Annotated in this window: 24 protein-coding genes; 11 read left to right on the top strand and 13 right to left on the bottom strand. The window is 61.2% G+C overall.

Annotated features, from left to right (window positions below; all coding sequences use genetic code 11):
- The first annotated feature begins 1 nt into the window (after nt 1).
- Entirely contained in the window at nt 2–1,621 is a 1,620-nt protein-coding gene (locus HU724_RS24940; protein ID WP_186568832.1) for a DUF2300 domain-containing protein, read from the top strand.
- 3 nt (nt 1,622–1,624) lie between these two features.
- Entirely contained in the window at nt 1,625–2,437 is an 813-nt protein-coding gene (locus tag HU724_RS24935; RefSeq protein WP_130902611.1) for a YfaP family protein, read from the top strand.
- A 62-nt stretch (nt 2,438–2,499) separates the two neighbouring features.
- On the opposite strand, the gene HU724_RS24930 is transcribed toward HU724_RS24935, so the two are convergent.
- The 10 genes from HU724_RS24930 to exaC all read right to left on the bottom strand — a co-directional run bounded on the left by HU724_RS24930 (nt 2,500) and on the right by exaC (nt 12,491).
- Nucleotides 2,500–2,670 (bottom strand): hypothetical protein, encoded by a 171-nt coding sequence (locus tag HU724_RS24930; RefSeq protein WP_016772997.1) that lies wholly within the window; start codon nt 2,668–2,670, stop codon nt 2,500–2,502.
- 419 nt (nt 2,671–3,089) lie between these two features.
- A complete protein-coding gene (locus HU724_RS24925) occupies nt 3,090–3,836 on the bottom strand; it encodes a S24 family peptidase (protein WP_038860948.1) in 747 nt (248 codons plus the stop codon).
- Between the two features lie 320 nt (nt 3,837–4,156).
- Nucleotides 4,157–4,684: an inorganic diphosphatase gene (gene ppa / locus HU724_RS24920; RefSeq protein ID WP_003205933.1), complete on the bottom strand. Its 528-nt coding sequence runs from the start codon at nt 4,682–4,684 to the stop codon at nt 4,157–4,159.
- Between the two features lie 112 nt (nt 4,685–4,796).
- The gene (locus tag HU724_RS24915; protein WP_186568833.1) at nt 4,797–5,609 is read right to left on the bottom strand and encodes a M90 family metallopeptidase; all 813 of its coding nucleotides are present in this window, start codon (nt 5,607–5,609) and stop codon (nt 4,797–4,799) included.
- A 4-nt stretch (nt 5,610–5,613) separates the two neighbouring features.
- The gene (locus HU724_RS24910; protein ID WP_186568834.1) at nt 5,614–6,264 is read right to left on the bottom strand and encodes a DedA family protein; all 651 of its coding nucleotides are present in this window, start codon (nt 6,262–6,264) and stop codon (nt 5,614–5,616) included.
- A gap of 228 nt (nt 6,265–6,492) precedes the next feature.
- Nucleotides 6,493–6,954, bottom strand: a complete 462-nt coding sequence (locus HU724_RS24905) for a GNAT family N-acetyltransferase (RefSeq protein ID WP_016773002.1) — start codon at nt 6,952–6,954, stop codon at nt 6,493–6,495.
- Between the two features lie 115 nt (nt 6,955–7,069).
- On the bottom strand, nt 7,070–7,894 hold the full coding sequence (gene eutC / locus HU724_RS24900) for an ethanolamine ammonia-lyase subunit EutC (protein WP_016773003.1): 825 nt from the start codon (nt 7,892–7,894) through the stop codon (nt 7,070–7,072).
- Nucleotides 7,895–7,899: 5 nt separating this feature from the next.
- Nucleotides 7,900–9,294: an ethanolamine ammonia-lyase subunit EutB gene (locus tag HU724_RS24895; protein WP_186568835.1), complete on the bottom strand. Its 1,395-nt coding sequence runs from the start codon at nt 9,292–9,294 to the stop codon at nt 7,900–7,902.
- A 52-nt stretch (nt 9,295–9,346) separates the two neighbouring features.
- A complete protein-coding gene (gene eat, locus HU724_RS24890; RefSeq protein WP_024014466.1) occupies nt 9,347–10,798 on the bottom strand; it encodes an ethanolamine permease in 1,452 nt (483 codons plus the stop codon).
- Between the two features lie 172 nt (nt 10,799–10,970).
- Nucleotides 10,971–12,491, bottom strand: coding sequence for an acetaldehyde dehydrogenase ExaC (gene exaC / locus HU724_RS24885; protein ID WP_186568836.1), 1,521 nt, complete (start codon nt 12,489–12,491; stop codon nt 10,971–10,973).
- 302 nt (nt 12,492–12,793) lie between these two features.
- Here exaC and HU724_RS24880 point away from each other — a divergent pair, with 302 nt between their 5' ends.
- The 4 genes from HU724_RS24880 (at nt 12,794) to HU724_RS24865 (ending at nt 17,246) form a co-directional block, all read left to right on the top strand.
- Nucleotides 12,794–14,707, top strand: coding sequence for a sigma-54-dependent Fis family transcriptional regulator (locus tag HU724_RS24880; protein ID WP_186568837.1), 1,914 nt, complete (start codon nt 12,794–12,796; stop codon nt 14,705–14,707).
- A gap of 268 nt (nt 14,708–14,975) precedes the next feature.
- Entirely contained in the window at nt 14,976–16,325 is a 1,350-nt protein-coding gene (gene mpl / locus HU724_RS24875) for a UDP-N-acetylmuramate:L-alanyl-gamma-D-glutamyl-meso-diaminopimelate ligase (protein ID WP_016773007.1), read from the top strand.
- Entirely contained in the window at nt 16,322–16,969 is a 648-nt protein-coding gene (ubiX, locus tag HU724_RS24870) for a flavin prenyltransferase UbiX (protein WP_024014462.1), read from the top strand. The genes mpl and ubiX overlap by 4 nt, the downstream gene beginning before the upstream one ends.
- Nucleotides 16,962–17,246, top strand: coding sequence for a YceK/YidQ family lipoprotein (locus HU724_RS24865; RefSeq protein ID WP_186568838.1), 285 nt, complete (start codon nt 16,962–16,964; stop codon nt 17,244–17,246). Before ubiX ends, HU724_RS24865 begins: the two co-directional genes overlap by 8 nt.
- A gap of 132 nt (nt 17,247–17,378) precedes the next feature.
- Here HU724_RS24865 and HU724_RS24860 read toward each other — a convergent pair whose 3' ends face one another.
- From HU724_RS24860 to HU724_RS24850, 3 genes are all read right to left on the bottom strand, one after another.
- A complete protein-coding gene (locus tag HU724_RS24860) occupies nt 17,379–18,020 on the bottom strand; it encodes an oxidoreductase (protein WP_016773010.1) in 642 nt (213 codons plus the stop codon).
- 27 nt (nt 18,021–18,047) lie between these two features.
- Nucleotides 18,048–19,775 carry a C13 family peptidase gene (locus HU724_RS24855; protein WP_123443266.1) on the bottom strand — a complete coding sequence of 576 codons (1,728 nt, stop codon included), beginning with the start codon at nt 19,773–19,775 and terminating at the stop codon, nt 18,048–18,050.
- A gap of 102 nt (nt 19,776–19,877) precedes the next feature.
- A complete protein-coding gene (locus tag HU724_RS24850; RefSeq protein ID WP_016773011.1) occupies nt 19,878–20,333 on the bottom strand; it encodes a MaoC family dehydratase in 456 nt (151 codons plus the stop codon).
- Between the two features lie 194 nt (nt 20,334–20,527).
- On the opposite strand from HU724_RS24850, the gene HU724_RS24845 reads away from it, so the two are divergent.
- The 5 genes from HU724_RS24845 to HU724_RS24825 all read left to right on the top strand — a co-directional run bounded on the left by HU724_RS24845 (nt 20,528) and on the right by HU724_RS24825 (nt 23,185).
- Nucleotides 20,528–20,890, top strand: a complete 363-nt coding sequence (locus HU724_RS24845; protein ID WP_016773012.1) for a CidA/LrgA family protein — start codon at nt 20,528–20,530, stop codon at nt 20,888–20,890.
- Nucleotides 20,890–21,606, top strand: coding sequence for an LrgB family protein (locus HU724_RS24840; protein ID WP_016773013.1), 717 nt, complete (start codon nt 20,890–20,892; stop codon nt 21,604–21,606). The genes HU724_RS24845 and HU724_RS24840 overlap by 1 nt, the downstream gene beginning before the upstream one ends.
- A gap of 10 nt (nt 21,607–21,616) precedes the next feature.
- The gene (locus HU724_RS24835; protein ID WP_186568839.1) at nt 21,617–22,207 is read left to right on the top strand and encodes an LON peptidase substrate-binding domain-containing protein; all 591 of its coding nucleotides are present in this window, start codon (nt 21,617–21,619) and stop codon (nt 22,205–22,207) included.
- Between the two features lie 114 nt (nt 22,208–22,321).
- Nucleotides 22,322–22,552, top strand: coding sequence for a hypothetical protein (locus HU724_RS24830; protein WP_186568875.1), 231 nt, complete (start codon nt 22,322–22,324; stop codon nt 22,550–22,552).
- Nucleotides 22,553–22,624: 72 nt separating this feature from the next.
- Nucleotides 22,625–23,185, top strand: a complete 561-nt coding sequence (locus HU724_RS24825; RefSeq protein WP_186568840.1) for a hypothetical protein — start codon at nt 22,625–22,627, stop codon at nt 23,183–23,185.
- The last annotated feature ends 17 nt before the right edge of the window (nt 23,186–23,202 follow it).

Raw genomic sequence — 23,202 nt, 5'->3', positions numbered from 1 at the left:
CATGCGCCGGCCGCTGTTGTGGCTGCTGATGGGTGTGATGCCTGCGCTGGCGACAGCGCAGGACGAGCCGTTGCGCGTGGCCTATCAGGGCGAGTTGTTGTCGTTGAGTCAGACGCAACTGATCAAGCGCGAACCGTTGCCAGCGTCGCTGGATGCGCCGCTGGGCAGTCTGTGGAAGTTGTTCGTCTACGCGTGGCTGGTGGATACCAGTGCACAGGAGCCGGCGTATGAATGTCGCGGGCAGTCCAGAGAAGAAGTTTATTGCTGCTCGGCGGGCGGCAGGATAGAGCGGGATCAGGCGCTGGTGAAATCCTGCGGTCTGTATTTCGAACCGGCGCGGTTGGGCATTGCAGCGACGGATTGGCGAGCGTATTGGCAGGCGCGGCAAGCGCCGTCGTGGTTGCTGGATTTGCCAGCCGTGCAACCGGAAACAAGGGTTTCGGTTGCCGAGTTATTGAGCGTTCTGGCGTTGCTGCCAGCGCAGGAACAGATGCGCCGCGTGCTGCTCGATGTCGTGCTGAATGCGGCGGATGGCAATGTCGTCGGCGAGTTGGGCGGGCGCCTGCGGGTGAAAACCTGGAGCTGGCTCGACGACCAGGATGCACAATCGCGCCAGGGTGGATTCGCCGGCTGGAGCGCCGACGGCGCACCGGTCTGGGCGGGTGGACGCGGTACCAGTCAAATGGTTCTGCGTCATTACGCTCAGGCGCTGGCCAGTGTGTTGCCGACGGCGTGGCCAGCGGACGCGGGGCGTTGTGTGGAAGTCGGGCTGTTCTCGAAATACCCGGTTTCGAAAGTTCTGGCCGGGGATCGTGTAGCCACGTCCGGGCCATTGCGCGGCGACTACCGCGTCGAATTCGCCAACGGCAATGCGCTGGACATCCACAGCGATGGCGAATTGTTTCTGCTCAACGACAAACTCGTCGCAAGACTTGATCGCGAAGAATATGTCGCTCGCGTTCTCGAACGCGAAGCCAAACCGCAACCCGCCGAAGCCGCCAAGGCGCTGGCCGTAGCGATCCGCACTTATCTGCTGCAAAACGCCACGCGCAACGGCGATTGCCTGAGCATCGACGACAGCAGCAATCGCCAGCGCGTCGCCCCGCGTCCAGCCTCGGCCGAGTCACGCAACATCGCGGCGTGGACGGCGGATCTGGTACTGGCCGGCAGCACCGTCACCTATCACTCCGACCAGCCCGGCCCGGACAAACTCGCCTGGCAGCAAGCCGTCGAGCAAGCGAACGCCGGCCAGCGCTACGACGCGATTCTGCTGCACGCCTATCCACGCGCCAGCCTCAGCCGCTGGGACAACCCTGTCGCCTCCTGCGAAGCATTGCCCGCCGCGCAAGACTGGCTGCAAAAGCAGCGACGCGGCTGGCGTCCGACGCTGGAAAGCGAAACCGGCTACAACGAAGTCAGCACTTTCGCCGTATGCAAACTCGCCTTCGGCCGGCCCTTCGTTGACCGCGAACGCCAGCGGATTTACGTGCGCGGCGTGCTGACCCTGCAGGATCGCCTCGACCTGACCCACGAATATCTGCACTTGGCCTTCGAAGCACACCCCAACGGCCAGGATGAAACCTACATCGAAGGGCTCGCCCGTCACCTTTTGCTGGAATAGACCATGACACTCCGTTATCCACAGGTCTTGCTGCTGCTCTGTGCCCTCAACGTACTGCCGCAAGCGTTCGCCGCCGATGGCGTCAAACTCGACACCCCGGTCGGCGGCTGGCGCAGCGGCGCACCGCAAGGCGAGGGCGAGAGCTTTCGCCAGACCGTCAACTACCCGGCCTCGTCGGTCAACACACCGCTTGGCCAGGCCAATACCGCCAGAATCAGCGGCCAGATCAAAGCCGTGCCGAAGAACAACGAACCCGGCCGCCTGATCGTCAACGGCGTCAGCATGCCGCTGAAAATCGACCCCGCCGGCGGCTTCGATCGCCCGTTCTCCTTCCCCAACGGCAGCAACAGCGTCGAAGTGCGCAGCGCCGACGGCCAGCAACGCCACCGCACGCAATTCCTCAACGCCCGCGGCGGCGCCACCCCGGCCAAACTGCGCGTCCTGCTGGCCTGGGACAGCGACGGCACCGACCTCGACCTGCACCTGATCACGCCCGACGGCGCCCACATCTGGTACGGCAACCGCGTCGCACCCAACGGCGCCGCCCTCGATGTCGACGTCACCACCGGCTACGGCCCGGAAATCGCCGCCATGCCCGCGCCGATCAAAGGGCAGTATCTGGTGTACGTGAATTATTACGGCGGCGGATATCGCGGGGATGACGAAGGTGGGGATGAAGCGGTTCAGGCGCTGACCACGGCGCAGGTGACGGTGATTACTGAAGAAGGCACGCCGAGCGAGAAGATGGAGACGTTTGTAGTGCCGATGCGGACGGCGGGGGAGCTGACGTTGGTGAAGTCGTTCAGTTATCCGTGAGGGGCATTTGTCCAACAGGTTGTTGGACAAATTCAGCAACTGTAGCTGGGCGCTCGAACAGCTTACAGATCAGCCAGACTGACCTGCATTCGCTGAGGAGCGGCGAGGCGCTCGTGAACGATGGCGGCAAGTTCGTCATCTTCTTCACTGGCCAACTTATCTTCGGCAGGCGGCTCGCCTCGTTCGGCGGCGCGCTTCAGCGCGTCCTCAATGGGGAATGAGGTTTTGGGCATTTGGTGTTTCCTGCGATATTTGGCGGGACGGTAACCAGTGCATTGGGCGCTATACAAGCTGGAATGCAATTTCAGCAATGGATATGGTTTGTTGCAGGCATTAAAAAGCCGGCTTGTGGCCGGCTTCTCGGGGACTGGCTTGGTTTATTTTTGGTAAACCGCGCCAGCCTTCAAAACGTACATCCGGATCTGCGTCCGGCTGTGGGACTTGGTCAGACGTTGGTCTGCCGCGTCGGGCGTCATCCGAGCCGCTGGGCGGGTCGATGCGCGAATGTGGGGCGCAGGATACTGAGTTTTGCTCTGGATTCCCAGCCTCAAGTGCGGTTTAGAGCGACTGAAGCAGTACAAATCCTGGATTTGTACCGGTTATCAGGGCCCTCTTCGCGAGCAGGCTCGCTCCCACAGGTTCTGGCAAACAGTCATAGAAACGGCACCACCGGCCGGCGCTTGCCCAGTGTCGACCACCAGAACACCCAGCCAAGAATGTGAATCCGCTGCTCTTCGATCTGGGCCGGCCGGAAGACCTCGTCGGGGTATTCGGCGCTGTTGTGGCTGCGCATGCGCAGGCCGTTGCCGGGCATGCGGTGCAGGTATTTGATGCGCAGCATGCCGTCGTGCTCTACGGCGTAGATTTCGCCGTCGACGACCTGGGTCAGACCGCGGTCGATGGCGACGATGGAGCCGTCTTCGATGCGATCGGCCATGCTGTTGCCGATCATGTGCGCGCAGATGGCGTTGGCGTGCTGGATGTCGAGTTGATCGAGGTGGGCGCGGGGCAGGCGCAGGGATTGGTCGGGGTCGAGGATGACGTGGGTTTTGCCGTCGCCGTTGGCGATCGGGGTTTCCTTGAAAAATGCCAAGTCAATGTCGCTGGGGTTGATGACGGTGTAGACGCCGTAGATGGACTGGGCATCGAACGTGTCGCCGTTGCTGGCGGGTGGGTGCAGGCGCGCGACCTCCTTGACGCCTTCCCCGGTTTTCAGCCATTCACTATTGACCGACAACAGGCGTGAGACTTCTTCCATGCGATACGCCGGGACGCCCCGGGTGTACCAGTTATGAACGTTTTGGGCTTCCGTGCCCCAGAACCTTGCGAAATCCGTGGTGCTGATGTTCGCTGCTTCCAGGAGTGCCTTGAATCGTGGACCGCTAGTGTTCTTTCTCATAAACACGGAGTCTACGGCCGGACTAGAGCGGTTTGAATAAACCGGGCGTTCAAAAAAAGCCTGTATTTTGCGACGGGATGTAAGACGTACTTGTGGGAAATTAAACAGATTAAAACTGCATGTAGGAATTTAAACGGTTTGTTTAGTCGGGCTTTTTCAAGAGTCCCCCACCCCAACCCTCTCCCGGAGGGAGAGGGGGCCGACCAGGGTGTATTTCGAGTTACATCGACCTGAACAACCGAGTCGATTATGCAGACGCCAATAACAAAAAACCCCGGAAATCCGGGGTTTTTTTCAAGCGTCACGCAAAGCGCAATGGCTTAGCCCTTGTAGGCGGCAACCGACTTGGTGATCGCTTCGCGGGCGGCGTCTGCGCCGGCCCAGCCTTCGATCTTGACCCACTTGCCCTTCTCGAGATCCTTGTAGTTCGCGAAGAAGTGCTCGATCTGCTGGATCAGCAGGGGTGGCAGGTCGGTGTATTCCTTCACATCGACGTACAGCTGCGACAGCTTGTCGTGTGGCACTGCGATGACTTTGGCATCGCCGCCGCCGTCGTCGGTCATGTTCAGGATGCCGACTGGACGGGCGCGGATTACCGAGCCTGGCGCTACCGGGTAAGGGGTCACGACCAGCACGTCGAGGGGATCACCGTCGTCAGCCAGGGTGTTCGGGATGTAACCGTAGTTGGCCGGGTAGAACATTGGGGTGGCCATGAAACGGTCAACGAACAGGCAATCGCTGTCTTTGTCGATTTCGTATTTGATCGGCGCGTGGTTGGCCGGGATCTCGATCGCGACGTAGATGTCGTTCGGCAGGTCTTTGCCAGCCGGAATCTTGCTGTAGCTCATTGGGCGTTGCCCCCGTAGTTGACCAAAAACACTTGGCCGGATTGACCAAAAAGTGGCGGCGATTATAGGCACATTCCTACGCCGACGCCACGTACCAGAAGTCGTGCAGAGCTTACTCGTGCGCCTGATAGACCGGGTCTGTGGCCTGAAGTTGCCGCAGTCTGCCCAACGGATCCTGCCGGTAGAAAAGCTGCAGTTGCAAGTAGAGCTGTGGATAAGCCTCGTGGAGCAGATCCGGGGCGCTGAAGAAGTATTCGCTGGTGACGGCGAAGAACTCCGCCGGGTTCTCGGCGGCGTAGGGATCAATGGCGGTTTCGGCGTCTGGATCGTGGTCGAGCTGGCGATTGAGGTCGTCGTAGGCGGCCTGCATCACCGTGGCCCAGTCGCTGACGCGCATGTCGGCGTGCAGCGGTGGCAGGCCGTTGGCGTCGCCGTTGAGCATGTCGAGCTTGTGCGCCAGTTCGTGAATCACCAGGTTGTAGCCTTCCCAGCCACCGCTGGCCTGGACGCCGGGCCAGGCGAGAATCACCGGCCCCTGCTGCCAGGCTTCGCCGCTGTGTTCGCCGTCCCACTCATGCTCGACGCCGCTGGCATCGCGATGGCGTTGTGGGCTGAGGAAGTCATCCGGGTACAGCACGATCTCGTGGAAACCCTGGTACCAATTCAGATCACCGAGATGCAGCAACGGCAACTGCGCTTGGGCGGCGAGCAGCAGGCGCTGTTCCTGATGCAGTTCGACGCCGGGCAGGGCGGTCAGGTGTTTGTCGTCGAGAAACAGCACGCAGGCTTCGCGCAGCCACTGGTCTTCAGTCGCGCTGATGCCATCGAGGAAGGAGAGTTGATGGCGCACCCGTTGCCACAGGTCGTCGGCAATCGGGTGCCTGGCCAGGAGGCGCCGGCGTCGCCAGGCGCTCAGTGACCACATCGGTTCAGTGCGATTGCACTTTGGTGCCGCCGAACCGGCTGCGCACCACGCCGATGATCATCGGCACCAGCGACAGCAGGATGATTGCCACCACCAGCAGCGAGAGGTTTTTCTTGATGAACGGCACGTTGCCGAAGAAGTAACCCAGAGTGACCAGGCCGCCGACCCAAAGGATGGTGCCAAGCACGCTGAAGCCGAAGAACCGCGGGTACGGCATCCGCGCCACGCCCGCGACGAACGGCGCGAAGGTGCGGATGATCGGCAGGAAACGCGCCATGGTCACGGTCTTGCCGCCGTGCTTGTCGTAGAAGTCGTGGGTTTTTTGCAGGTAGTCGCGACGGAAGATTTTCGAGTTCGGGTTGCTGAACAGCTTCTCCCCGGCCGTGCGTCCGATCACGTAGTTGGTACTGTCGCCCATGATCGCCGCCAGCATCAGCAGGCCACCGAGCAGCACCGGATCCATGCCGCCGCCGGCCGACACTGCGCCTGCGATGAATAGCAGCGAGTCACCCGGCAGGAACGGCATCACCACCAGACCGGTTTCACAGAAGATCACCAGAAACAGGATGGCGTAGATCCATGGCCCATAGTTGTTCACCAGCAAATCGAGATACACATCGAGATGCAGGATAAGGTCGAGCGGGTTGAAATCCATGGGGGCACCTGTATGACGGCCCGACTCGGCAGGCCTGTGCGGATGACTTCGTGTAAGCCTACAGCGGGGTGTAGTTTTTCTTACAAGCCGGAAAGATCGGGATTATACGGTCTGACCGCTGAAAAGCGCGCCGGTTTTGTAGCGGGGAGTGTCGCGAAGTGAGCAATTGTCAGGGAAGGGGCGGCCGTGGCGAGGGAGCGAACTCCCTCATCACCGAAGCCGTTGGAGTCAGAGCTCGTCGCTGATCGGCAGTACGTAGTTCTTGAACTCGGTGTCTTCCTTGAAGCCGATCGATTCGTAGGTTTTCTGCGCCACTTCGTTGTTCGCGCTGGTCGAGACGCGCATGCGCACGGCCTGGGTTTCCTTGGCCATTTTCTTCGCAGTGCGGATCAGGTTGTCGGCCACCAGTTGCCGGCGCGCGTCTTCAGCAACGTAGATGTCGTTGAGAATCCACACGCGTTTGAGCGACAGCGACGAAAAGCTGGGATAGAGCTGGCAGAAGCCCATGAGTTTCTTGTCGTCATCGTCGGCCAGGGCCAGATAGATCACTGACTCTTTGCGGCGCAGGCGTTTTTCGAGGAACGCGCGGGAGGAATCCGGGTAAGGCAGGGAGCCGTAGAACTCGCGATATTTGACGAACAAAGGAGTCAGCAAATCCAGATGTTCGAGGGTCGCTTGAATAATCCGCATGATAGGTCTCGTCTTCAAGTGGCTGTCTTCAACTGCTCTGACGGCGATGGGAAACCCGGGCGGCCGTGCGTCGATCCTGCCTGAAAGCAGCGCAGAAAGGCAATGCGGAAACGGTTCAGGCTGGCGGTGGATCGAGCAGGAAGTTGCCTTTCATGTCGACAGCGTCGTCCGCCTCCAATGTGTGCAGCTGAGCTTCATCCTTCAGGTTGACCCCCGACAGCTGGCGCCGACAGGCCTCGCGCATCAGATACAGCAAGCGATGCGCCGCCATGCCGTAGCTCAAACCTTCAAGCCGGACATTGGAAATGCAATTGCGATAGGCGTCGGTGAGGCCGACCTTCGGCGCGTAGGTGAAATACAGCCCGAGGCTGTCCGGCGAACTCAGGCCCGGGCGCTCGCCGATCAGCATCACCACCATTTTCGCCCCGAGCAGTTGGCCGATCTCGTCACCGATGGCGACGCGGCCCTGCTCGACCAGCACCACCGGCGCCACGGACCAGCCGTCGCCGCTCATCTGTTCTTCCAGGCGCGTCAGGAACGGCAGGGTGTGGCGGTGCACCGCCAGCGCCGACAGGCCATCAGCGACGACCATCACCAGATCGACGCCGCCCGGATGTTGGCTGGCGTAGTCGCGCAAGGTCTGCGCCGATTCATCGCTGAGCTTGCGCCCCAGGTCCGGGCGTTGCAGATAGGTGTGTCGGTCCGGCGCGGCGCTTTGCAGCGCCAGGGTTTCCCGCCCGCGCTCGCTCAGTTGTGCGCTGATTTCGCTGTGATCGAAGGCCAGGTGCACGGCATCGCGGGCCTGGGCGTGGGCAAACTGGAAATCCAGCTGCGCCCGCGTCGGCAGACTGGTGCCGGTGCGGCCCAGGGCAATGCGCGCCGGGGTCAGGCGGCGCAGTTCCAGCCACGGGTTTTGCGGATCGACCGGAGGTTTTTCCATAAGAGTCATCCCAAGTGCGCCAAGGCCTGGCGGAAAGCCGGCGGCAGGTTGTTGCCGAAGCGAACCTTGCCGTCCGCCTGAGTGAAGATGCCCATGTTGGCCAGCCATTGCTCGAACTCCGGCGCCGGTTTCAGGCCCAGGGTCTGGCGGGCGTACAAGGCGTCGTGAAACGAAGTGGTCTGGTAATTGAGCATGATGTCGTCGGAGCCGGGGATGCCCATGATGAAATTGATCCCGGCGACGCCGAGCAACGTCAGCAGGGTATCCATGTCGTCCTGGTCGGCTTCGGCGTGGTTGGTGTAGCAGATGTCGCAGCCCATCGGCACGCCGAGCAACTTGCCGCAGAAGTGATCTTCAAGGCCGGCGCGGATGATCTGCTTGCCGTTGTACAGGTACTCCGGGCCGATAAATCCTACGACGGTGTTCACCAGGAACGGCTTGAAATGTCGCGCCACGGCGTAGGCCCTTGTCTCGCAAGTCTGTTGATCGACGCCGTGGTGGGCGTTGGCCGACAGCGCGCTGCCCTGACCGGTTTCGAAATACATCAGGTTCTGCCCGAGGGTGCCGCGCTTGAGACTGAGCCCGGCGTCGTAGCCTTCCTGCAAGACATTGAGGTTGATGCCGAAACTGGCATTGGCTGCCTCAGTGCCGGCAATCGACTGGAACACCAGATCCAGCGGCACGCCACGGTTGATCGCCTCGATCGAAGTGGTGACGTGGGTCAGCACGCAGGCCTGGGTCGGGATGTCGTAGCGCTGAATGATCGCATCGAGCATTTCCAGCATCGCGCAGATCGAAGCGATGCTGTCGGTGGCCGGGTTGACCCCGATCATCGCATCGCCGTTGCCGTAGAGCAGGCCGTCGAGAATGCTCGCGGCAATGCCGGACGGCTCGTCAGTCGGGTGGTTGGGTTGCAGGCGGGTCGACAGGCGCCCGCGTAAACCGAGGGTGCCGCGAAATTGGGTGACCACGCGGATTTTCTGCGCGACCAGCACCAAGTCCTGCAAGCGCATGATTTTCGATACGGCAGCGACCATTTCCGGGGTCAAACCGGGGGCGAGGGCGCGCAGGCTGGTTTCGTCCGCCGCATCACTGAGCAGCCAGTCGCGAAAGCCGCCAACGGTGAGGTGGCTGACCACGGCGAAGGCTGGTTTGTCGTGGGTGTCGATGATCAGCCGGGTGACTTCATCGGCTTCGTAGGGAATCAGCGCTTCTTGCAGGAAGTGGGTGAGCGGGATGTCCGCCAGGGCCATTTGCGCGGCCACCCGTTCGCCGTCGTTGAGCGCGGCGATCTCGGCGAGAAAATCCCCCGAGCGGGCGGGGCTGGCCTTGGCCATGACGTCTTTGAGGCTGTCGAAGCGGTAAGTCTGCGCGCCGACCGTGTGAGCAAAACTGGCCATTCAGCGTTCTCCGTGACGGCGCAGAATGCGTCTGCGCCGTGGTTTTCGACAATCAGTGCAAGGCTTGTTCAGCTTTTTGAATCGCCGCGAATTCTTCTTCCGGCGTGCCCGCTACCAAGTGATGCCGACTGTAGAAAGCAAAGTAAGCAATTAACACTCCATAGATGATCGCCGCGCCGATCACCACCCGTGGATCGACGAGGAAGCCCGCCACCACGGCGATGCACGCCAATACCAGCGCCACACCCGAGGTGAAAATGCCACCCGGCGTGCGGTACGGCCGGTCCATTTTGGGGCGACGGATGCGCAGGGTGATGTGCGCGGCCATCATCAGCACATAGGAAATGGTAGCGCCGAACACCGCGACCAGAATCAGCAGGTCGCCCTGGCCGGTCAGCGACAGACCGAAGCCGATGATGCCGGGAATCACCAGGGCCAGCACCGGCGCCTTGCTTTTGTTGGTCTGCGACAGTTTGCGCGGCAGGTAACCGGCCCGCGACAGCGCGAAGATCTGCCGCGAGTAGGCGTAGATGATCGAGAAGAAGCTGGCGATCAGTCCGGCCAGACCGACGAGATTGACGAAGCTGCCCATCCAGGTCGAGCCACCGTAGGCCTTGCTCAGTGCTTCGACCAGTGGATTACCCGAGGTCAGCAGCGAATTCGCACCAGCGCCGCCGGGACCGACGATCAGGATCAGCAGGGCGAACATCAGCAGCACCAGCATCGCCCCGATCAGCCCGCGCGGCAGGTCTCGCTTGGGGTTTTTGGTTTCTTCGGCGGCCAGCGGCACGCCTTCAACGGCAAGGAAAAACCAGATCGCATAGGGAATCGCCGCCCATACGCCGACATAGCCGAACGGCAGAAACGGACTGGCGCCGACCGCAGTGGTCACCGGGATGTCGAGCAGGTTGGCGACGTCGAAGTGCGGCACCATCGCCACCAGAAACACCCCCAACGCCAGGGCGGCGACGGCGGTAATGATGAACATCAGCTTGAGCGCTTCGCCGACCCCGAAAATGTGAATGGCGATGAAGATGATGTAGAACGCCAGATAGATCATCCAGCCGCCAATGCCGAACAGCGACTCGCAATAGGCACCGATGAAGACTGCGATGGCAGCGGGGGCGATGGCGTATTCGATGAGGATCGCGGTGCCGGTGAGGAACCCGCCCCACGGTCCGAAAGCACTGCGGGCGAATCCGTAGCCTCCGCCGGCGGTGGGGATCATTGAGGACAGTTCGGCCAGGGAAAAGCACATGCACAGGTACATGGTCGCCATCAGCAGCGTGGCCAGAAACATGCCGCCCCAGCCACCTTGGGCGAGGCCGAAGTTCCAGCCGGCGTAATCTCCGGAAATCACATAGGCGACGCCGAGGCCGACCAGCAGGACCCAGCCGGCGGCGCCTTTTTTCAGTTCGCGTTGTTGGAAATAATCGGTGCCGACTTTTTCGAAGTCGACGGAGGAGCCGGTCGCCGGAGCGCCGGCCGGGGATTCGCTTGGCATAGGGTTCACCATTTTTATTGTTTTATTGGCCCGGCTACAGCCAGGAACCGGATCGTTCCCACGCTCTGCGTGGGAATGCAGCCCGGGACGCTCCGCGTCCCTTCGAAACCGAACGCGGAGCGTCCGTTGAGGCATTCCTTTGCTGCGCGTGGGAACGATCAGCATCGCAGGATCAGAAGAATCCCAACGGATTGATGTCGTAGCTCACCAGCAGGTTCTTGGTCTGTTGGTAATGGTCGAGCATCATTTTGTGGGTTTCACGCCCGACGCCGGACTTCTTGTAACCGCCGAACGCGGCATGCGCCGGGTACAGGTGGTAGCAGTTGGTCCATACGCGACCGGCCTTGATCGCCCGGCCCATGCGGTAGGCGCGGTTGATGTCGCGGGTCCACAGGCCGGCGCCGAGGCCGAACTCGGTGTCGTTGGCAATCGCCAGGGCTTCGGCTTCGTCCTTGAAAGTGGTGATGCTCACCACCGGGCCGAAGATTTCTTCCTGGAACACGCGCATCTTGTTGGTGCCCTTGAGCAGGGTCGGCTGGATGTAATAACCAGTGGCCAGGCTGCCCTCGAGTTTTTCCACCTTGCCGCCGGTCAACAGTTCCGCGCCTTCGCCCTTGGCGATTTCCAGGTACGAGAGGATCTTGTCGAATTGCTGCTCGGATGCCTGAGCGCCGACCATGGTGTCGGTGTCCAGCGGGTCGCCGCGTTTGATCTGGCTGACTTTCTTCATCACTGCCTGCATGAATTCGTAATAGATCGATTCCTGCACCAGTGCGCGGGAAGGGCAGGTGCACACTTCGCCCTGGTTGAAGAACGCCAGCACCAGACCTTCGGCGGCTTTCTCGATGAAGCTCGGCTCGGCCTGCATGATGTCTTCGAAGAAGATATTCGGCGACTTGCCGCCCAGTTCCACGGTGGATGGGATGATGTTTTCCGCCGCGCATTTCATGATGTGCGAGCCGACCGGGGTCGAGCCGGTGAAGGCGATCTTGGCGATGCGCTTGCTGGTCGCCAAGGCTTCGCCGGCCTCTTTACCGAAGCCTTGCACGACGTTGAGCACGCCCGGCGGCAGCAGGTCGCCGATCAGTTCCATCAGCACGCAGATGCCCAGCGGGGTTTGCTCGGCAGGCTTGAGTACCACGCAGTTACCGGCGGCCAGTGCTGGCGCGAGTTTCCACGCGGCCATCAGCAGCGGGAAGTTCCACGGAATGATCTGGCCGACCACGCCCAGCGGTTCATGAATGTGGTAAGCCACGGTGTTGCCGTCGATTTCCGCAGCGCTGCCTTCCTGAGCGCGCAGGCAACCGGCGAAATAACGGAAATGGTCAGCGGCCAGGGGGATGTCGGCGTTGAGGGTTTCGCGGATGGCTTTGCCGTTGTCCCAGGTTTCGGTGATCGCCAGCAGTTCGAGGTTTTCTTCGATGCGGTCGGCGATTTTCAACAGGATCAGTGAGCGCGCCTGCACGGAAGTGGCGCCCCACGCATCGGCAGCGGCGTGGGCAGCGTCCAGCGCCTTGTCGATGTCTTCGGCGGTGGAGCGAGGGAATTCGGCAATTGGCTGGCCATTGACTGGCGAGGTATTGGTGAAGTACTGACCTTTGACCGGCGCGACGAATTCGCCGCCGATGTAGTTACCGTACTTGCTCTTGAACGAGACTTTGGCGCCGTCAGTACCGGGGTGGGCGTAACGCATGATGATGTTCTCCTTGGCTTTGTACTTATTAGAGAAACGCGCAAGTGCGCTTGCTATAAGCGTAGAGCAAGGCTCGGGCCACTGCCGCGCAGAGCAGGCAAATCAAGGGCTTGGCCGGTTTGTCTCGGACGAATGGAGTGGCGCTGTGACGGTATCGGTACAGCGCGGGTGACAGTTTGTACCGGTTGCGGCACAGCCCGTGACCGGACGGTCTTGCCAGCATTGCATTGCCGGAGCCGCTGGAGGATGCTGGGCGTCACCTCATGCTTTGGGCCATCGCGCCCCGGGGAGAACAATAAGAAATGCACGACAACCATTTGAGTCGCCATGCCCGCCAGGTTCTCACCGTCACCCAGGGCAAACCGTATCTGCACGGCCCCGGCGCCGATCCATCGATCGCCCGTTCGTGGCTGCGATGCCTTGAGGACTATCACCTCGATCCTTCTGTGACCATGGCGCCGACCGTGCTCGAGCATGGCCGGGTGCTGGAAAGTCGCGAACGTCTGCAACAAGTGCTGCAAATCGCCGGCACCGAGATGAGCAGCCTGCATCAGCAACTCTCCGGCGCCGGCCACGCGGTGCTGCTGACCGATGCGCGCGGTGTGATCCTCAATTGCGTCACCGCGCCGGCCGAACGCAAGATTTTCGAGCGCGCCGGTCTCTGGCTCGGCGCTGACTGGAGCGAAGCCTGCGAAGGCACCAACGGCATCGGTACCTGCCTGGTGGAGCGTCAGGCGCTGACCATTCACCAGGACGAGCATTTCCGCGGCCGCCACACCGGGCTGACCTGCTCGGCGAGCCCGGTGTTCGATCCCCATGGTGAATTGCTGGCGGTACTCGATGTGTCTTCGGCGCGGCCGGACGTCTCGCGGCAGAGCCAGTTCCACACCATGGCGCTGGTCAATCTGTCGGCGAAGATGATCGAGAGCTGCTACTTCCTGCGCTGTTTCGACAATCAGTGGTTGCTGCGTTTCCATCTGCAGGCCGAGTCCGTCGGCCTGTTCAGCGAAGGGCTGCTGGCGTTTGACGGCGAAGGGCGGATCAGCGCAGTCAACCAGAGTGCGCTGAACCTGCTCGGGCATATTCGCGGTGGTTTGCTCGGTAAACCGGTGGAAGCGTTTTTCGATTGTTCGCTGGATGACCTGCTAGGGCGGGCGAGTGCCAACGCCAGCGCCAGTTGGCCGCTGCGCACCCGTGATGGCCGGCATCTGTTCGCGGTGTTGCGCGGCGAATCGCGCAAACCGACAGCCGTTGTTCCAACGCCAATCGCTGCGCCCGCCCCAGGCCTGTCCGGTATCTGTCTCGGCGATGAAGCTTTGCAGGCGGAATTTCGCAAAGCCCTGCGCGTGTTCGAGCGCGACGTGCCGCTGTTGATCAACGGCGAAACCGGCTCGGGCAAGGAGGCGTTCGCCAAGGCTGTGCACCAGGCCAGCCAGCGCTGCGGCAATGCTTTCGTCGCCCTCAATTGCGCGGCCATTCCGGAAAGCCTGATCGAGAGCGAACTGTTCGGCTATCGCGGCGGCAGCTTCACCGGCGCGCGCAAGGACGGCATGCGCGGCAAGCTGCAACAGGCCGATGGCGGCACCTTGTTCCTCGACGAAATCGGCGACATGCCCTTGGCGTTGCAGACGCGCTTGCTGCGTGTGCTGGAAGATCGACAAGTGGTGCCGATTGGCGGCGAGCCGCAAGCGGTAGACGTGCGCATCATCAGTGCGACGCACCGCAATTTGCTCGAGCGGGTCGAGGACGGCAGTTTCCGTGAAGACCTGTATTACCGCTTGAACGGGCTGGAAGTGGCGTTGCCGGCGTTGCGCGAGCGCAGTGATAAATCGCAGTTGCTGGATTTTCTCTTGGCCGAGGAGGCAGGGGGCGAAACTATTCTGATCGACGAACCGGCGCGGCAGGCGTTGCTCGCATTCAACTGGCCGGGCAATGTGCGGCAGTTGCGCAATGTCCTGCGCACCCTGGCGGCGTTGTGTGATGGCGGGCGGGTCGCGGTTGGGGATTTGCCGGGGATGATTCGACAGGCGCGGCCGGTGGTGGTGGCGGCGGAGCCTTGCGCGCAGCCACTGGAAGATGCCGAACGACTGGCCTTGCTCAGTGCGCTGGAGCTAACGCACTGGCATATGACCCGTACCGCTGAGCAACTGGGCATCAGCCGCAATACGCTGTACAGGAAGCTGCGCAAGCATGGAATTGAACGGCGTGTCAGCTAGAAGGCCCTCACCCTGGCCCTCTCCCAGAGGGAGAGGGGACCGACCGCGTTGAATGAGCGTAAGTCGCCAGTCTGAAATATTGAGGCGAACTCACAATTTGAACGCAGCGCAGATCGGCGCCCTCTCCCTTGGGAGAGGGCTGGGGTGAGGGGCTGCGGTCGAAAAACGAACCCGAGATGTAGCGGCCTACCCGTGCGCAGACTTCAGCTAAAGAGTGCCATTTCCCCCTCCCTACGCTAACCTGCGGCCATGTTTTACGAGGTCGACTATGCACATTCATATTCTGGGTATCTGCGGGACTTTCATGGGCTCGATGGCGGTGTTGGCCAAAGAGCTGGGCCATCACGTCACCGGCTCCGACGCCAACGTCTATCCGCCGATGAGCACGCAGCTCGAGGCCCAGGGCATTCAGCTGACGCAGGGTTATGACCCGGCACAGCTCGATCCGGCGCCGGATCTGGTGGTGATCGGCAATGCCATGTCCCGTGGCAACCCGGCGGTGGAATATGTGCTGAACAAAGGCCTGCCGTACGTCTCCGGCCCCCAGTGGCTGGCTGACCACGTGCTGCAAGGGCGCTGGGTGCTGGCCGTGGCCGGTACGCACGGCAAGACCACCACCAGCAGCATGCTCGCCTGGGTGCTGGAGCATGCCGGCATGAGCCCGGGTTTCCTCATCGGCGGCGTGCCGCAGAATTTCTCGGTATCGGCGCGCCTGGGCGGTACGCCGTTTTTTGTGATTGAGGCTGACGAATACGACAGCGCCTTCTTCGACAAGCGCTCGAAGTTCGTCCACTACCGTCCGCGCACCGCGATCCTGAATAACCTTGAGTTCGATCACGCCGACATCTTCCCTGATCTGCCGGCCATCGAACGTCAGTTCCACCACTTGGTGCGCACCATTCCGAGCGAAGGTCTGGTCATCCACCCGACCACCGAGCCAGCGTTGCAGCGCGTGATCGAGATGGGTTGCTGGACCCCGGTGCAAACCACCGGCGCCGGCGGTCAGTGGCAGGTCAAACTACTGAGCGAGGACGGCTCGGCGTTCGAAGTAATGTTCGAAGGCGTGTCCCAGGGCACAGTCGAGTGGGAATTGACCGGTCAACACAACGTCGCCAACGCCTTGGCTGCTCTGGCCGCCGCGCGTCACGTTGGCGTGGTGCCATCGATGGGCATCGCCGGGTTGAGCGCGTTCAAGAACGTCAAACGGCGTATGGAGAAAGTCGCCGAGGTGCGCGGCATCACCATTTACGACGACTTCGCTCATCACCCGACCGCCATCGCTACCACCCTCGACGGCCTGCGCAAACGCATCGGCGACGCGCCACTGATTGCGATCATCGAGCCGCGCTCCAATTCGATGAAGCTCGGCGCCCACCGTGACGGTTTGCCGGACAGTGTGGTCGATGCCGATCAGGTGATCTGGTATGCCCCGGCCAACCTCGGCTGGGACCTCGGCGCCACCGCAGCGTTGTGCACCGTGCCGTCCATCGTCAGCGATTCCCTGGAAGGCATCATCGAGCGTGTGAAGAGCCAGGCGCAGCCCGGTACTCACGTGGTGATCATGAGCAACGGCGGCTTCGGCGGCCTGCACGGCAAGCTTGCCGAGGCGCTGCAATGAATACTTTTTCCCAGGCCGGCGGTCCGGAACGCATCACCCTGGCGATGACCGGCGCCTCGGGCGCGCAGTACGGTTTGCGCCTGCTCGATTGCCTGGTGCGCGAAGATCGCGAAGTGCACTTCCTGATCTCCAAGGCTGCGCAATTGGTGATGGCCACCGAGACCGACGTGTCGTTGCCGAACAAACCGCAGATGATGCAAGCGTTTCTCACCGAATACACCGGCGCCGCAGCCGGGCAGATTCGCGTGTACGGCAAGGAAGACTGGATGTCGCCGGTAGCCTCCGGCTCCGGCGCGCCGGCAGCCATGGTGGTGGTGCCGTGTTCGACCGGCACGCTGTCGGCGATTGCCACCGGCGCCTGCAACAACCTGATCGAACGCGCGGCGGACGTCACCCTGAAAGAGCGCCGTCAGTTGATTCTGGTGCCGCGCGAGGCGCCGTACTCAAGCATTCATCTGGAGCACATGCTCAAGCTGTCGAATCTGGGCGTGACGATTCTGCCGGCCTCGCCGGGCTTCTATCACCAGCCGCAGACCATCGATGACCTGATCGACTTCGTTGTGGCGCGGATCCTCAATCTGCTCGGCATCCCGCAGGACATGCTGCCGCGTTGGGGCGAGCATCACCTGAGCAGCGATGAATAAGCTGCTGGTGCTTGTGCTGGCGCTGCAATTGGCTGGATGCGCTACCGTGCGCACGCTGGATGCAGCCAAACCCGGCGCACCGGTGGTGTACGCCGGCACGCGGCTGGATTTGTACGCAATGAATGGTGGATGTTGCGCGATGGATCGGTTCGGTGCCGAGGCGCCGAGTCACCCGGGCGTGGACCTGCCGGCCAGCGCGTTGCTCGACACGCTGTTGTTGCCGTTGTCGTTGCTCACCGTGATTGGCGTAGGTTTTCAAGCGACTGGTGGATTGTAGGGGGTCGCACAACCTCTGTGGCGAGGGGATTTATCCCCGCTGGGGTGCGAAGCGCCCCCCCAAAAAATTGTAAAAGCGACGACTGCTGCGCAGCCGAACGGGGATAAACCCCCTCACCACAAAGTCCCGGCATTATTTGCCTAACTTGCGCAGCTCATCCGACTCGATCACCCGCACTCCATCCTGTTCTTCCAGCGCCAGGCGCCACATCGCTCGGGCCAACTGGCACGCTTCGATGCCGTGGTATTTGCCCGGAATCAGCTTCGACAACGGCCCGGCGAGTTGCTCGACCAGACGCGGTTCGGTGCGTTCGCCGAGTAACAGCGAAGGTCGGCAAATGGTCAGCTGCGGCCAGTTCTGCGCGCGCAGGGCCTGTTCCATTTCACCCTTGACCCGGTTGTAGAACACCGAGGAGTTCGGATCGGCGCCGATTGCGCTGATCACGATCAGGTGCCGCGCGCCCATCTCCCGCGCGCGCTTGGCGAACGCCACAACCATGTCCAGATCCACTGCGCGAAAGGCTTCTTCGGAGCCGGCCTGTTTGATCGTGGTGCCGAGGCAGCAGTAGGCGATATCGACCCGGCCACTGAGCTGCGGCAGAAACGCCTGCGGGTCGCCGACCGGATTTTCCAGGTGCGGATGCTCGGCCAGCGGCCGGCGTGAAGGGGCGAGGACACGGGTAATGGTTGGCTCGTTGAGCAAACGGTCGAGCAGATGTTCACCGGTCAGTCCGGTGGCTCCGGCAAGCAATACGTGCTGAGGCGTCAAGTACATAGTGTCTCTCCCTTGATACTGTTCAGCTTAGTTGCCTTTTTTCGCCGCGTCGTTCAATGCGCTGCTTTGCAAAGCTTTGCGTGCTTGCTGTTTTCGTAGCAGTTGCCAGTGCGACAGCACGGTTTTCGGCGCCCAGATCTGCGGCTCCGAGGCTTCAAAACCGTCGGCCAGTTCGCGCTCGGCGACGGTGGCCTTGGCCAGTTTGAATGCCTGCTCCAGATCATCAGTCTGGTTCAGCGCCTGGGCGAACAGCGCATCGCCGAAGTAGGTGAAGTTGGCTTCTTCCGAGCAACCGAACGACACCCGATCCGCGCGTGAGGCGGTCATGATCAGCGTGCGTTCGTCTTTCAGCGCCGGGATGAAGCCGCCGGAATAGCACGAAGAAATCACGATGACCTTGTCGCGATGCTTCAGCGGCGCGAGCACGGCGGCGAGCTCATCGGCGGGCAGGTCGGCCAGTTCCATGCGCGGCTGATCGAGCACCAGTTCGTGCTCGGCGGTGCCGTGGCTGGTCAGATAAATGAACAGCAGATCTTCCGGCCCGCTGCGTTCGGCAAGGGCTTGCGCGGCGCGGCGCAGGTTTTCCCGGGTGGCCATCGGTCGGTCGCCGAGATGATCGCGATGATTGACCAGACGAATCTGGCCGAAAGCGCCGAAGCGCGTGTTGAGCATGTTGGCGACGTAGTCGGATTCACGCAGGAACACGCTTTGCTTGCCGTCGCCGCCGAGGGTCAGGGTGTACAACTCGACTGCCGGAGTCGAAGCGGGAATCGCCGCCAGTGCGTCGTCCAGCAACCGACCCTGGGCGAGCAAACCGAGTTCGAGAGTGTCGGGCAGCAACTTGCCGTCGGCGTCGCGCACGCGTTGGCCGTTGATCCAGGTGCCGCTGAGCACGCTGCCATCGGTCAGCACCAGCGTGCCGCGTCCTGAATAGCTGTCGTTGTCGAAGCCGCCGATGTAGAAGCTGCCATCGGCCAGGTTCAAGCGGCCCTGACCGGTGAAGCGCCAGTCATTGAACACACCGATGTAATGGCTGCCATCCGCGCCGATCAATTCGCCCTTGCCGGTCAGCGCGCCTTCCTTGAACTGGCCGAGCCAGACGTCGCCGTCGGCGTTCTCGTAGCGGCCCTTGCCGTGCAGTTGATTGTTCTTGAAGCCGCCGGCGTAGATATCGCCGTCGGCGCTGTTGTAGGTGCCGTTGCCTTCCAGTTGACCGTTGACGAAATGCCCGCTGAACGAATTGCCGCTGGCATCGCCGCGCTGGCCTTCGCCGTTGGGTTTGCCGTGGGCGAACTGGCCTTGATAGGAGCTGCCGTCGTCCATTTCCAGGCGGCCGAGGCCGGAATACTGGTCAGCCTTGAACTCGCCGCGATAGGTCATGCCGTTTTCTTTCAGCGTGCCTTCGCCATCGCGCCGGCCCTGCTTGAAACCACCGGTATAACTGCTGGCATTGGTGCTCAGGCTGCCCTGACCATCGAACAGCCCTTGCTGGAACTGGCCGCGATAGACCTCGCCGTTGCTGCCATGCCATTCGCCCTGCCCGTGCCACTGACCCTTGTCGAACTCCCCGGCGTACCAGCTGCCGTTGGGGTAGTCGACGCGGCCCTGACCTTGCAGCAAGCCGTCGACCAGTTCACCGCGATAGCGACCGCCATCGGGCAGGCGCGCATCCGGCGGCAACAGCGATTCGCCGTCGCCGCAAGCGGTGAGCATCAGGGTCAGGGCAAGGGGTGCAAGTCGAGCGATTGAGCGCATAGCAGGATCCGGGCAATTAGGCGACCGAGTATGCCGCAGCTATGCGTCGCATATATACAGACGTGACGCGAAACAGCGTGCGCTGCTTCGCATCCGGGATGATCAGACGAAGCAGAGTGACAGCGGCTCGGCGATGTAGGCCGGTTTGTCCGAGCCTTCTATCTCCAGTGTCGCGGTAGCCTTGAGCAACCACTGGCCGGGTTTTTTCTCGGTGACTTCGACCATGTCGACCTTCAGTCGGACTTTCGAGTTGACCTTGACCGGCTGGATGAAACGCACGCTGTCCAGGCCATAGTTGACGACCATCTTCACGCCTTCGGGCAGCACGAGGATGTCTTCCATCAGTTTCGGCATCAGCGACAGCGACAGGAAACCATGGGCAATCGTGCTGCCAAACGGCGTTTGCGCAGCCTTGACCGGATCGACGTGAATGAACTGAAAATCACCGGTGGCTTCGGCGAACAGGTTGATGCGCTCCTGATCGATGGTGAGCCATTCGGAACGTCCAAGTTCCTTGCCGACATAATCTTTGAGCTCTGCAACGGGAACATAGGGCATTGAGACTCTCCTTGGGTTCATCGGTTTTATAGTTTTTCAGGGGGCGGATTTGACCGGCCTGCGAACCACTGTAGATCATCATGGCGATTTGCTCAGGTCAACCGACCATGCTTTTGGCGAATGCCGGTCCATAGCGCCGGCATGCTTATAATGCCGAGCCCCTGCTGGCTGAAAATGGAAGACGGAGATGTCAGATGTTGTTACGTGGCCTGACCCTGCTGGTGCTGTTCCAATTGCTCGGCACCGCGCTCAATCATTTGCTGTTGCCGATATTGCCGGGGCCGATCATCGGGCTGCTGCTGTTGCTGGTGTTCCTGATCATTCGCGGTGAAGTCGGCGAGCCGTTGAATCAGGCAGCGGGCAGTCTGCTGCGTTATCTGCCGTTGCTGCTGGTGCCGCCGGCAGTGGGCGTGATGGTGTATGCCACGGCGATTGCTGCGGATTTCTGGGCGATTGTCGGCGCGCTAGTGGTCTCGCTGATCCTGTCGATGGCGTTTGCCGGCGTGCTCATGCAGCGGCTGGTCAAACGTCACGCGCCGCCGGCGGAGGAGTCCTGATGCTGTTTGACTGGCAAGGCGCGTGGGCGTCGGTGATTCATCATCCGCTGTTCGGCATCGGCATCACCCTCGGCGCCTATCAACTGGTGCTGGCGGCGTTCGAGAAAACCCGCTGGATCTTTCTGCAACCGGTGCTGGTCTCCATGTTGTTGGTGATCGGTGTGCTCGTCGGCTGCGGCCTGACTTACGCGGAGTACCGCAAGAGCACCGAGATCCTCAGCATTCTGCTGGGGCCGGCCACGGTGGCGCTGGCGGTACCGCTGTATTTGAATCTGCGGCGCATTCGCCAATTGTTCTGGCCGATTTTTACTACGCTGGTGATAGGCGGGGTGGTCGCAACGGGCATGGGTGTGGCGCTGGGCTGGTGGTTCGGTGCCGATCACATGATCCTGATGACCATGGCGCCGAAATCGGTGACCTCGCCAATCGCCATGCTGGTCGCCGAGCAGATCGGCGGCGTGGCGGCGCTGGCCGCGGTGTTCGTGCTGATCACCGGGGTGATTGGCGCGATCTTCGGCCCGGCGCTGCTGACCCGCCTCGGCGTGCACAGCCCCGAAGCGCGCGGCATGGCGCTGGGCATGACCGCGCATGCGGTCGGCACGGCGGTGGCGATGCAGGAAAACGACGAGTGCGGCGCGTTCGCCGCGCTGGCAATGAGTCTGATGGGCGTGGCCACGGCGGTGTTCCTGCCGTTGGCGGTGTCGATGGTGGTGTAAGGAAATGTCTATGAGTCTGCCGCTTTTTCCGCTGAACACGGTGCTGTTCCCCGGCTGCAACCTCGATCTGCAGATCTTCGAGGCGCGCTATCTCGACATGATCGGCCGCTGCATGAAGCAGGGCGTCGGCTTCGGTGTGGTGTGCATCCTTGAGGGCAGCGAAGTCGGTGTGGCACCAGAAGGTTTCGCAATGGTCGGTTGCGAGGCGCGGATCACCGATTTCGAGCAACAGGACAACGGCCTGCTCGGCATTCGCGTGCAAGGCGGACGGCGCTTCACTGTGCTGCGCACCGAAGTGCAGCGCGATCAACTGATTCTGGCCGACGTCGAGTGGCTGGACGATGAGCCCGAGCAACCCTTGCAGGACGAGGACGCCGACCTGGTCGCGCTGCTCAAGGCGCTGGCCGAACACCCGATGGTCGAGGCGTTGAACATGGGCACCGAAGCCGCCGGGCAACAGGCGCTGGCCAATCAGCTTGCCTATCTGTTGCCTTTTGCCGAAGAGGACAAGATCGAACTGCTGCAACTCGACGACCCTCAACAACGGCTCGATGCAATCCAGGCGTTGCTGGACGAGTTGCAGGGCGAGTTGTTTGCCTAGTTGCACTCTGAATCAACTCAGGGCACTTGCCAGCATTGTTTTGCTTTGGTCTTTATCTTAGTTTCAGGTTGTCCGCAGGAGGCGGGCGATTTGAGCAAGAATAAGGATGAAAGCATGACTGTATATGAAGATGAATGGGAGTTCTGGGACGATATTGCTGGCAAGTATATTTTGAAAAATGCCGGTACTGATCATAACGCCGGCCTCGTTATCGAGGCGGCAGCAAATTATGCCGATCGTATGATAATAGCCCGGCGTAAACGGAAATCTGAAAAGGTTCCTGACGGCGAAGTTTCGCGGATGTCGGCAACAGCCACAATCGTCGCGGACGCAACCATTGTTTGATTATTTTCTTTTTCAGTATTTATCTGCCGTTGCAACTGAGTCACGGCAGGGCGTTTATCAGTGGGTAACTGTATGTCTCTAGCGAAAATAAATAATAAAGCTTTCACGGCGAATCTTTATCTGGATGGCCGCCCGATAGTCCTCAATCAACAACGTCTGCAACGGGTGTTGCAAGACAAGCGGATAACCCTGGGCGAAAAACTGGAGGCCGAAGTAGGGCTGGCGAGCCTGCGGGCATCCAGCTTCATCACGCTGGCTGACCATGAAGAAGATGATCCGCTGGTATTGAAATTTGTTCCTCAGGGTGACTATTACGCAGTCCACCTGATGCATCCGGGCGCGTTTGACGGTGCGCGAATGTTCATTGAGGACAAGACCCATAACCTCTTGGCAAGCACCAGTGCTCCGGTGCAGTACTTTTCGGTCAGTACCTACGGTGCGCCGAAGGCTTCCCTCAACGATATCGCTTCCGGTCCGGCACTTATCGAGTTGAACAGCGAGCCGAAGGACAAGCCGCTGTATCGGCAGTCGAGCGATGGCATGAGTTCGTTTCTGGACACAGACCCCAATGTTACAGGGCATAATGCCTTTAACAGCAAACCTGCACGATTCGTGATCAAAGTCGTCAAATAACGTAGAGCGGCAGATTC

The sequence above is a fragment of the Pseudomonas iranensis genome, from assembly GCF_014268585.2.
GTDB lineage: Bacteria > Pseudomonadota > Gammaproteobacteria > Pseudomonadales > Pseudomonadaceae > Aquipseudomonas > Aquipseudomonas iranensis.
The sequence above is the reverse complement of the archived record's forward strand: the minus strand, read 5'-3'. Positions and strand labels throughout refer to the sequence as shown.

What these genes read in the sequence shown, in the direction of transcription:
- HU724_RS24940 (WP_186568832.1), top strand. Translation starts at nt 2, where the DNA reads ATGCGCCGGCCGCTGTTGTGGCTGCTGATGGGTGTGATGCCTGCGCTG.
- HU724_RS24935 (WP_130902611.1), top strand. Translation starts at nt 1,625, where the DNA reads ATGACACTCCGTTATCCACAGGTCTTGCTGCTGCTCTGTGCCCTCAAC.
- HU724_RS24930 (WP_016772997.1), bottom strand. Translation starts at nt 2,670, where the DNA reads ATGCCCAAAACCTCATTCCCCATTGAGGACGCGCTGAAGCGCGCCGCC.
- HU724_RS24925 (WP_038860948.1), bottom strand. Translation starts at nt 3,836, where the DNA reads ATGAGAAAGAACACTAGCGGTCCACGATTCAAGGCACTCCTGGAAGCA.
- ppa (WP_003205933.1), bottom strand. Translation starts at nt 4,684, where the DNA reads ATGAGCTACAGCAAGATTCCGGCTGGCAAAGACCTGCCGAACGACATC.
- HU724_RS24915 (WP_186568833.1), bottom strand. Translation starts at nt 5,609, where the DNA reads ATGTGGTCACTGAGCGCCTGGCGACGCCGGCGCCTCCTGGCCAGGCAC.
- HU724_RS24910 (WP_186568834.1), bottom strand. Translation starts at nt 6,264, where the DNA reads ATGGATTTCAACCCGCTCGACCTTATCCTGCATCTCGATGTGTATCTC.
- HU724_RS24905 (WP_016773002.1), bottom strand. Translation starts at nt 6,954, where the DNA reads ATGCGGATTATTCAAGCGACCCTCGAACATCTGGATTTGCTGACTCCT.
- eutC (WP_016773003.1), bottom strand. Translation starts at nt 7,894, where the DNA reads ATGGAAAAACCTCCGGTCGATCCGCAAAACCCGTGGCTGGAACTGCGC.
- HU724_RS24895 (WP_186568835.1), bottom strand. Translation starts at nt 9,294, where the DNA reads ATGGCCAGTTTTGCTCACACGGTCGGCGCGCAGACTTACCGCTTCGAC.
- eat (WP_024014466.1), bottom strand. Translation starts at nt 10,798, where the DNA reads ATGCCAAGCGAATCCCCGGCCGGCGCTCCGGCGACCGGCTCCTCCGTC.
- exaC (WP_186568836.1), bottom strand. Translation starts at nt 12,491, where the DNA reads ATGCGTTACGCCCACCCCGGTACTGACGGCGCCAAAGTCTCGTTCAAG.
- HU724_RS24880 (WP_186568837.1), top strand. Translation starts at nt 12,794, where the DNA reads ATGCACGACAACCATTTGAGTCGCCATGCCCGCCAGGTTCTCACCGTC.
- mpl (WP_016773007.1), top strand. Translation starts at nt 14,976, where the DNA reads ATGCACATTCATATTCTGGGTATCTGCGGGACTTTCATGGGCTCGATG.
- ubiX (WP_024014462.1), top strand. Translation starts at nt 16,322, where the DNA reads ATGAATACTTTTTCCCAGGCCGGCGGTCCGGAACGCATCACCCTGGCG.
- HU724_RS24865 (WP_186568838.1), top strand. Translation starts at nt 16,962, where the DNA reads ATGAATAAGCTGCTGGTGCTTGTGCTGGCGCTGCAATTGGCTGGATGC.
- HU724_RS24860 (WP_016773010.1), bottom strand. Translation starts at nt 18,020, where the DNA reads ATGTACTTGACGCCTCAGCACGTATTGCTTGCCGGAGCCACCGGACTG.
- HU724_RS24855 (WP_123443266.1), bottom strand. Translation starts at nt 19,775, where the DNA reads ATGCGCTCAATCGCTCGACTTGCACCCCTTGCCCTGACCCTGATGCTC.
- HU724_RS24850 (WP_016773011.1), bottom strand. Translation starts at nt 20,333, where the DNA reads ATGCCCTATGTTCCCGTTGCAGAGCTCAAAGATTATGTCGGCAAGGAA.
- HU724_RS24845 (WP_016773012.1), top strand. Translation starts at nt 20,528, where the DNA reads ATGTTGTTACGTGGCCTGACCCTGCTGGTGCTGTTCCAATTGCTCGGC.
- HU724_RS24840 (WP_016773013.1), top strand. Translation starts at nt 20,890, where the DNA reads ATGCTGTTTGACTGGCAAGGCGCGTGGGCGTCGGTGATTCATCATCCG.
- HU724_RS24835 (WP_186568839.1), top strand. Translation starts at nt 21,617, where the DNA reads ATGAGTCTGCCGCTTTTTCCGCTGAACACGGTGCTGTTCCCCGGCTGC.
- HU724_RS24830 (WP_186568875.1), top strand. Translation starts at nt 22,322, where the DNA reads ATGACTGTATATGAAGATGAATGGGAGTTCTGGGACGATATTGCTGGC.
- HU724_RS24825 (WP_186568840.1), top strand. Translation starts at nt 22,625, where the DNA reads ATGTCTCTAGCGAAAATAAATAATAAAGCTTTCACGGCGAATCTTTAT.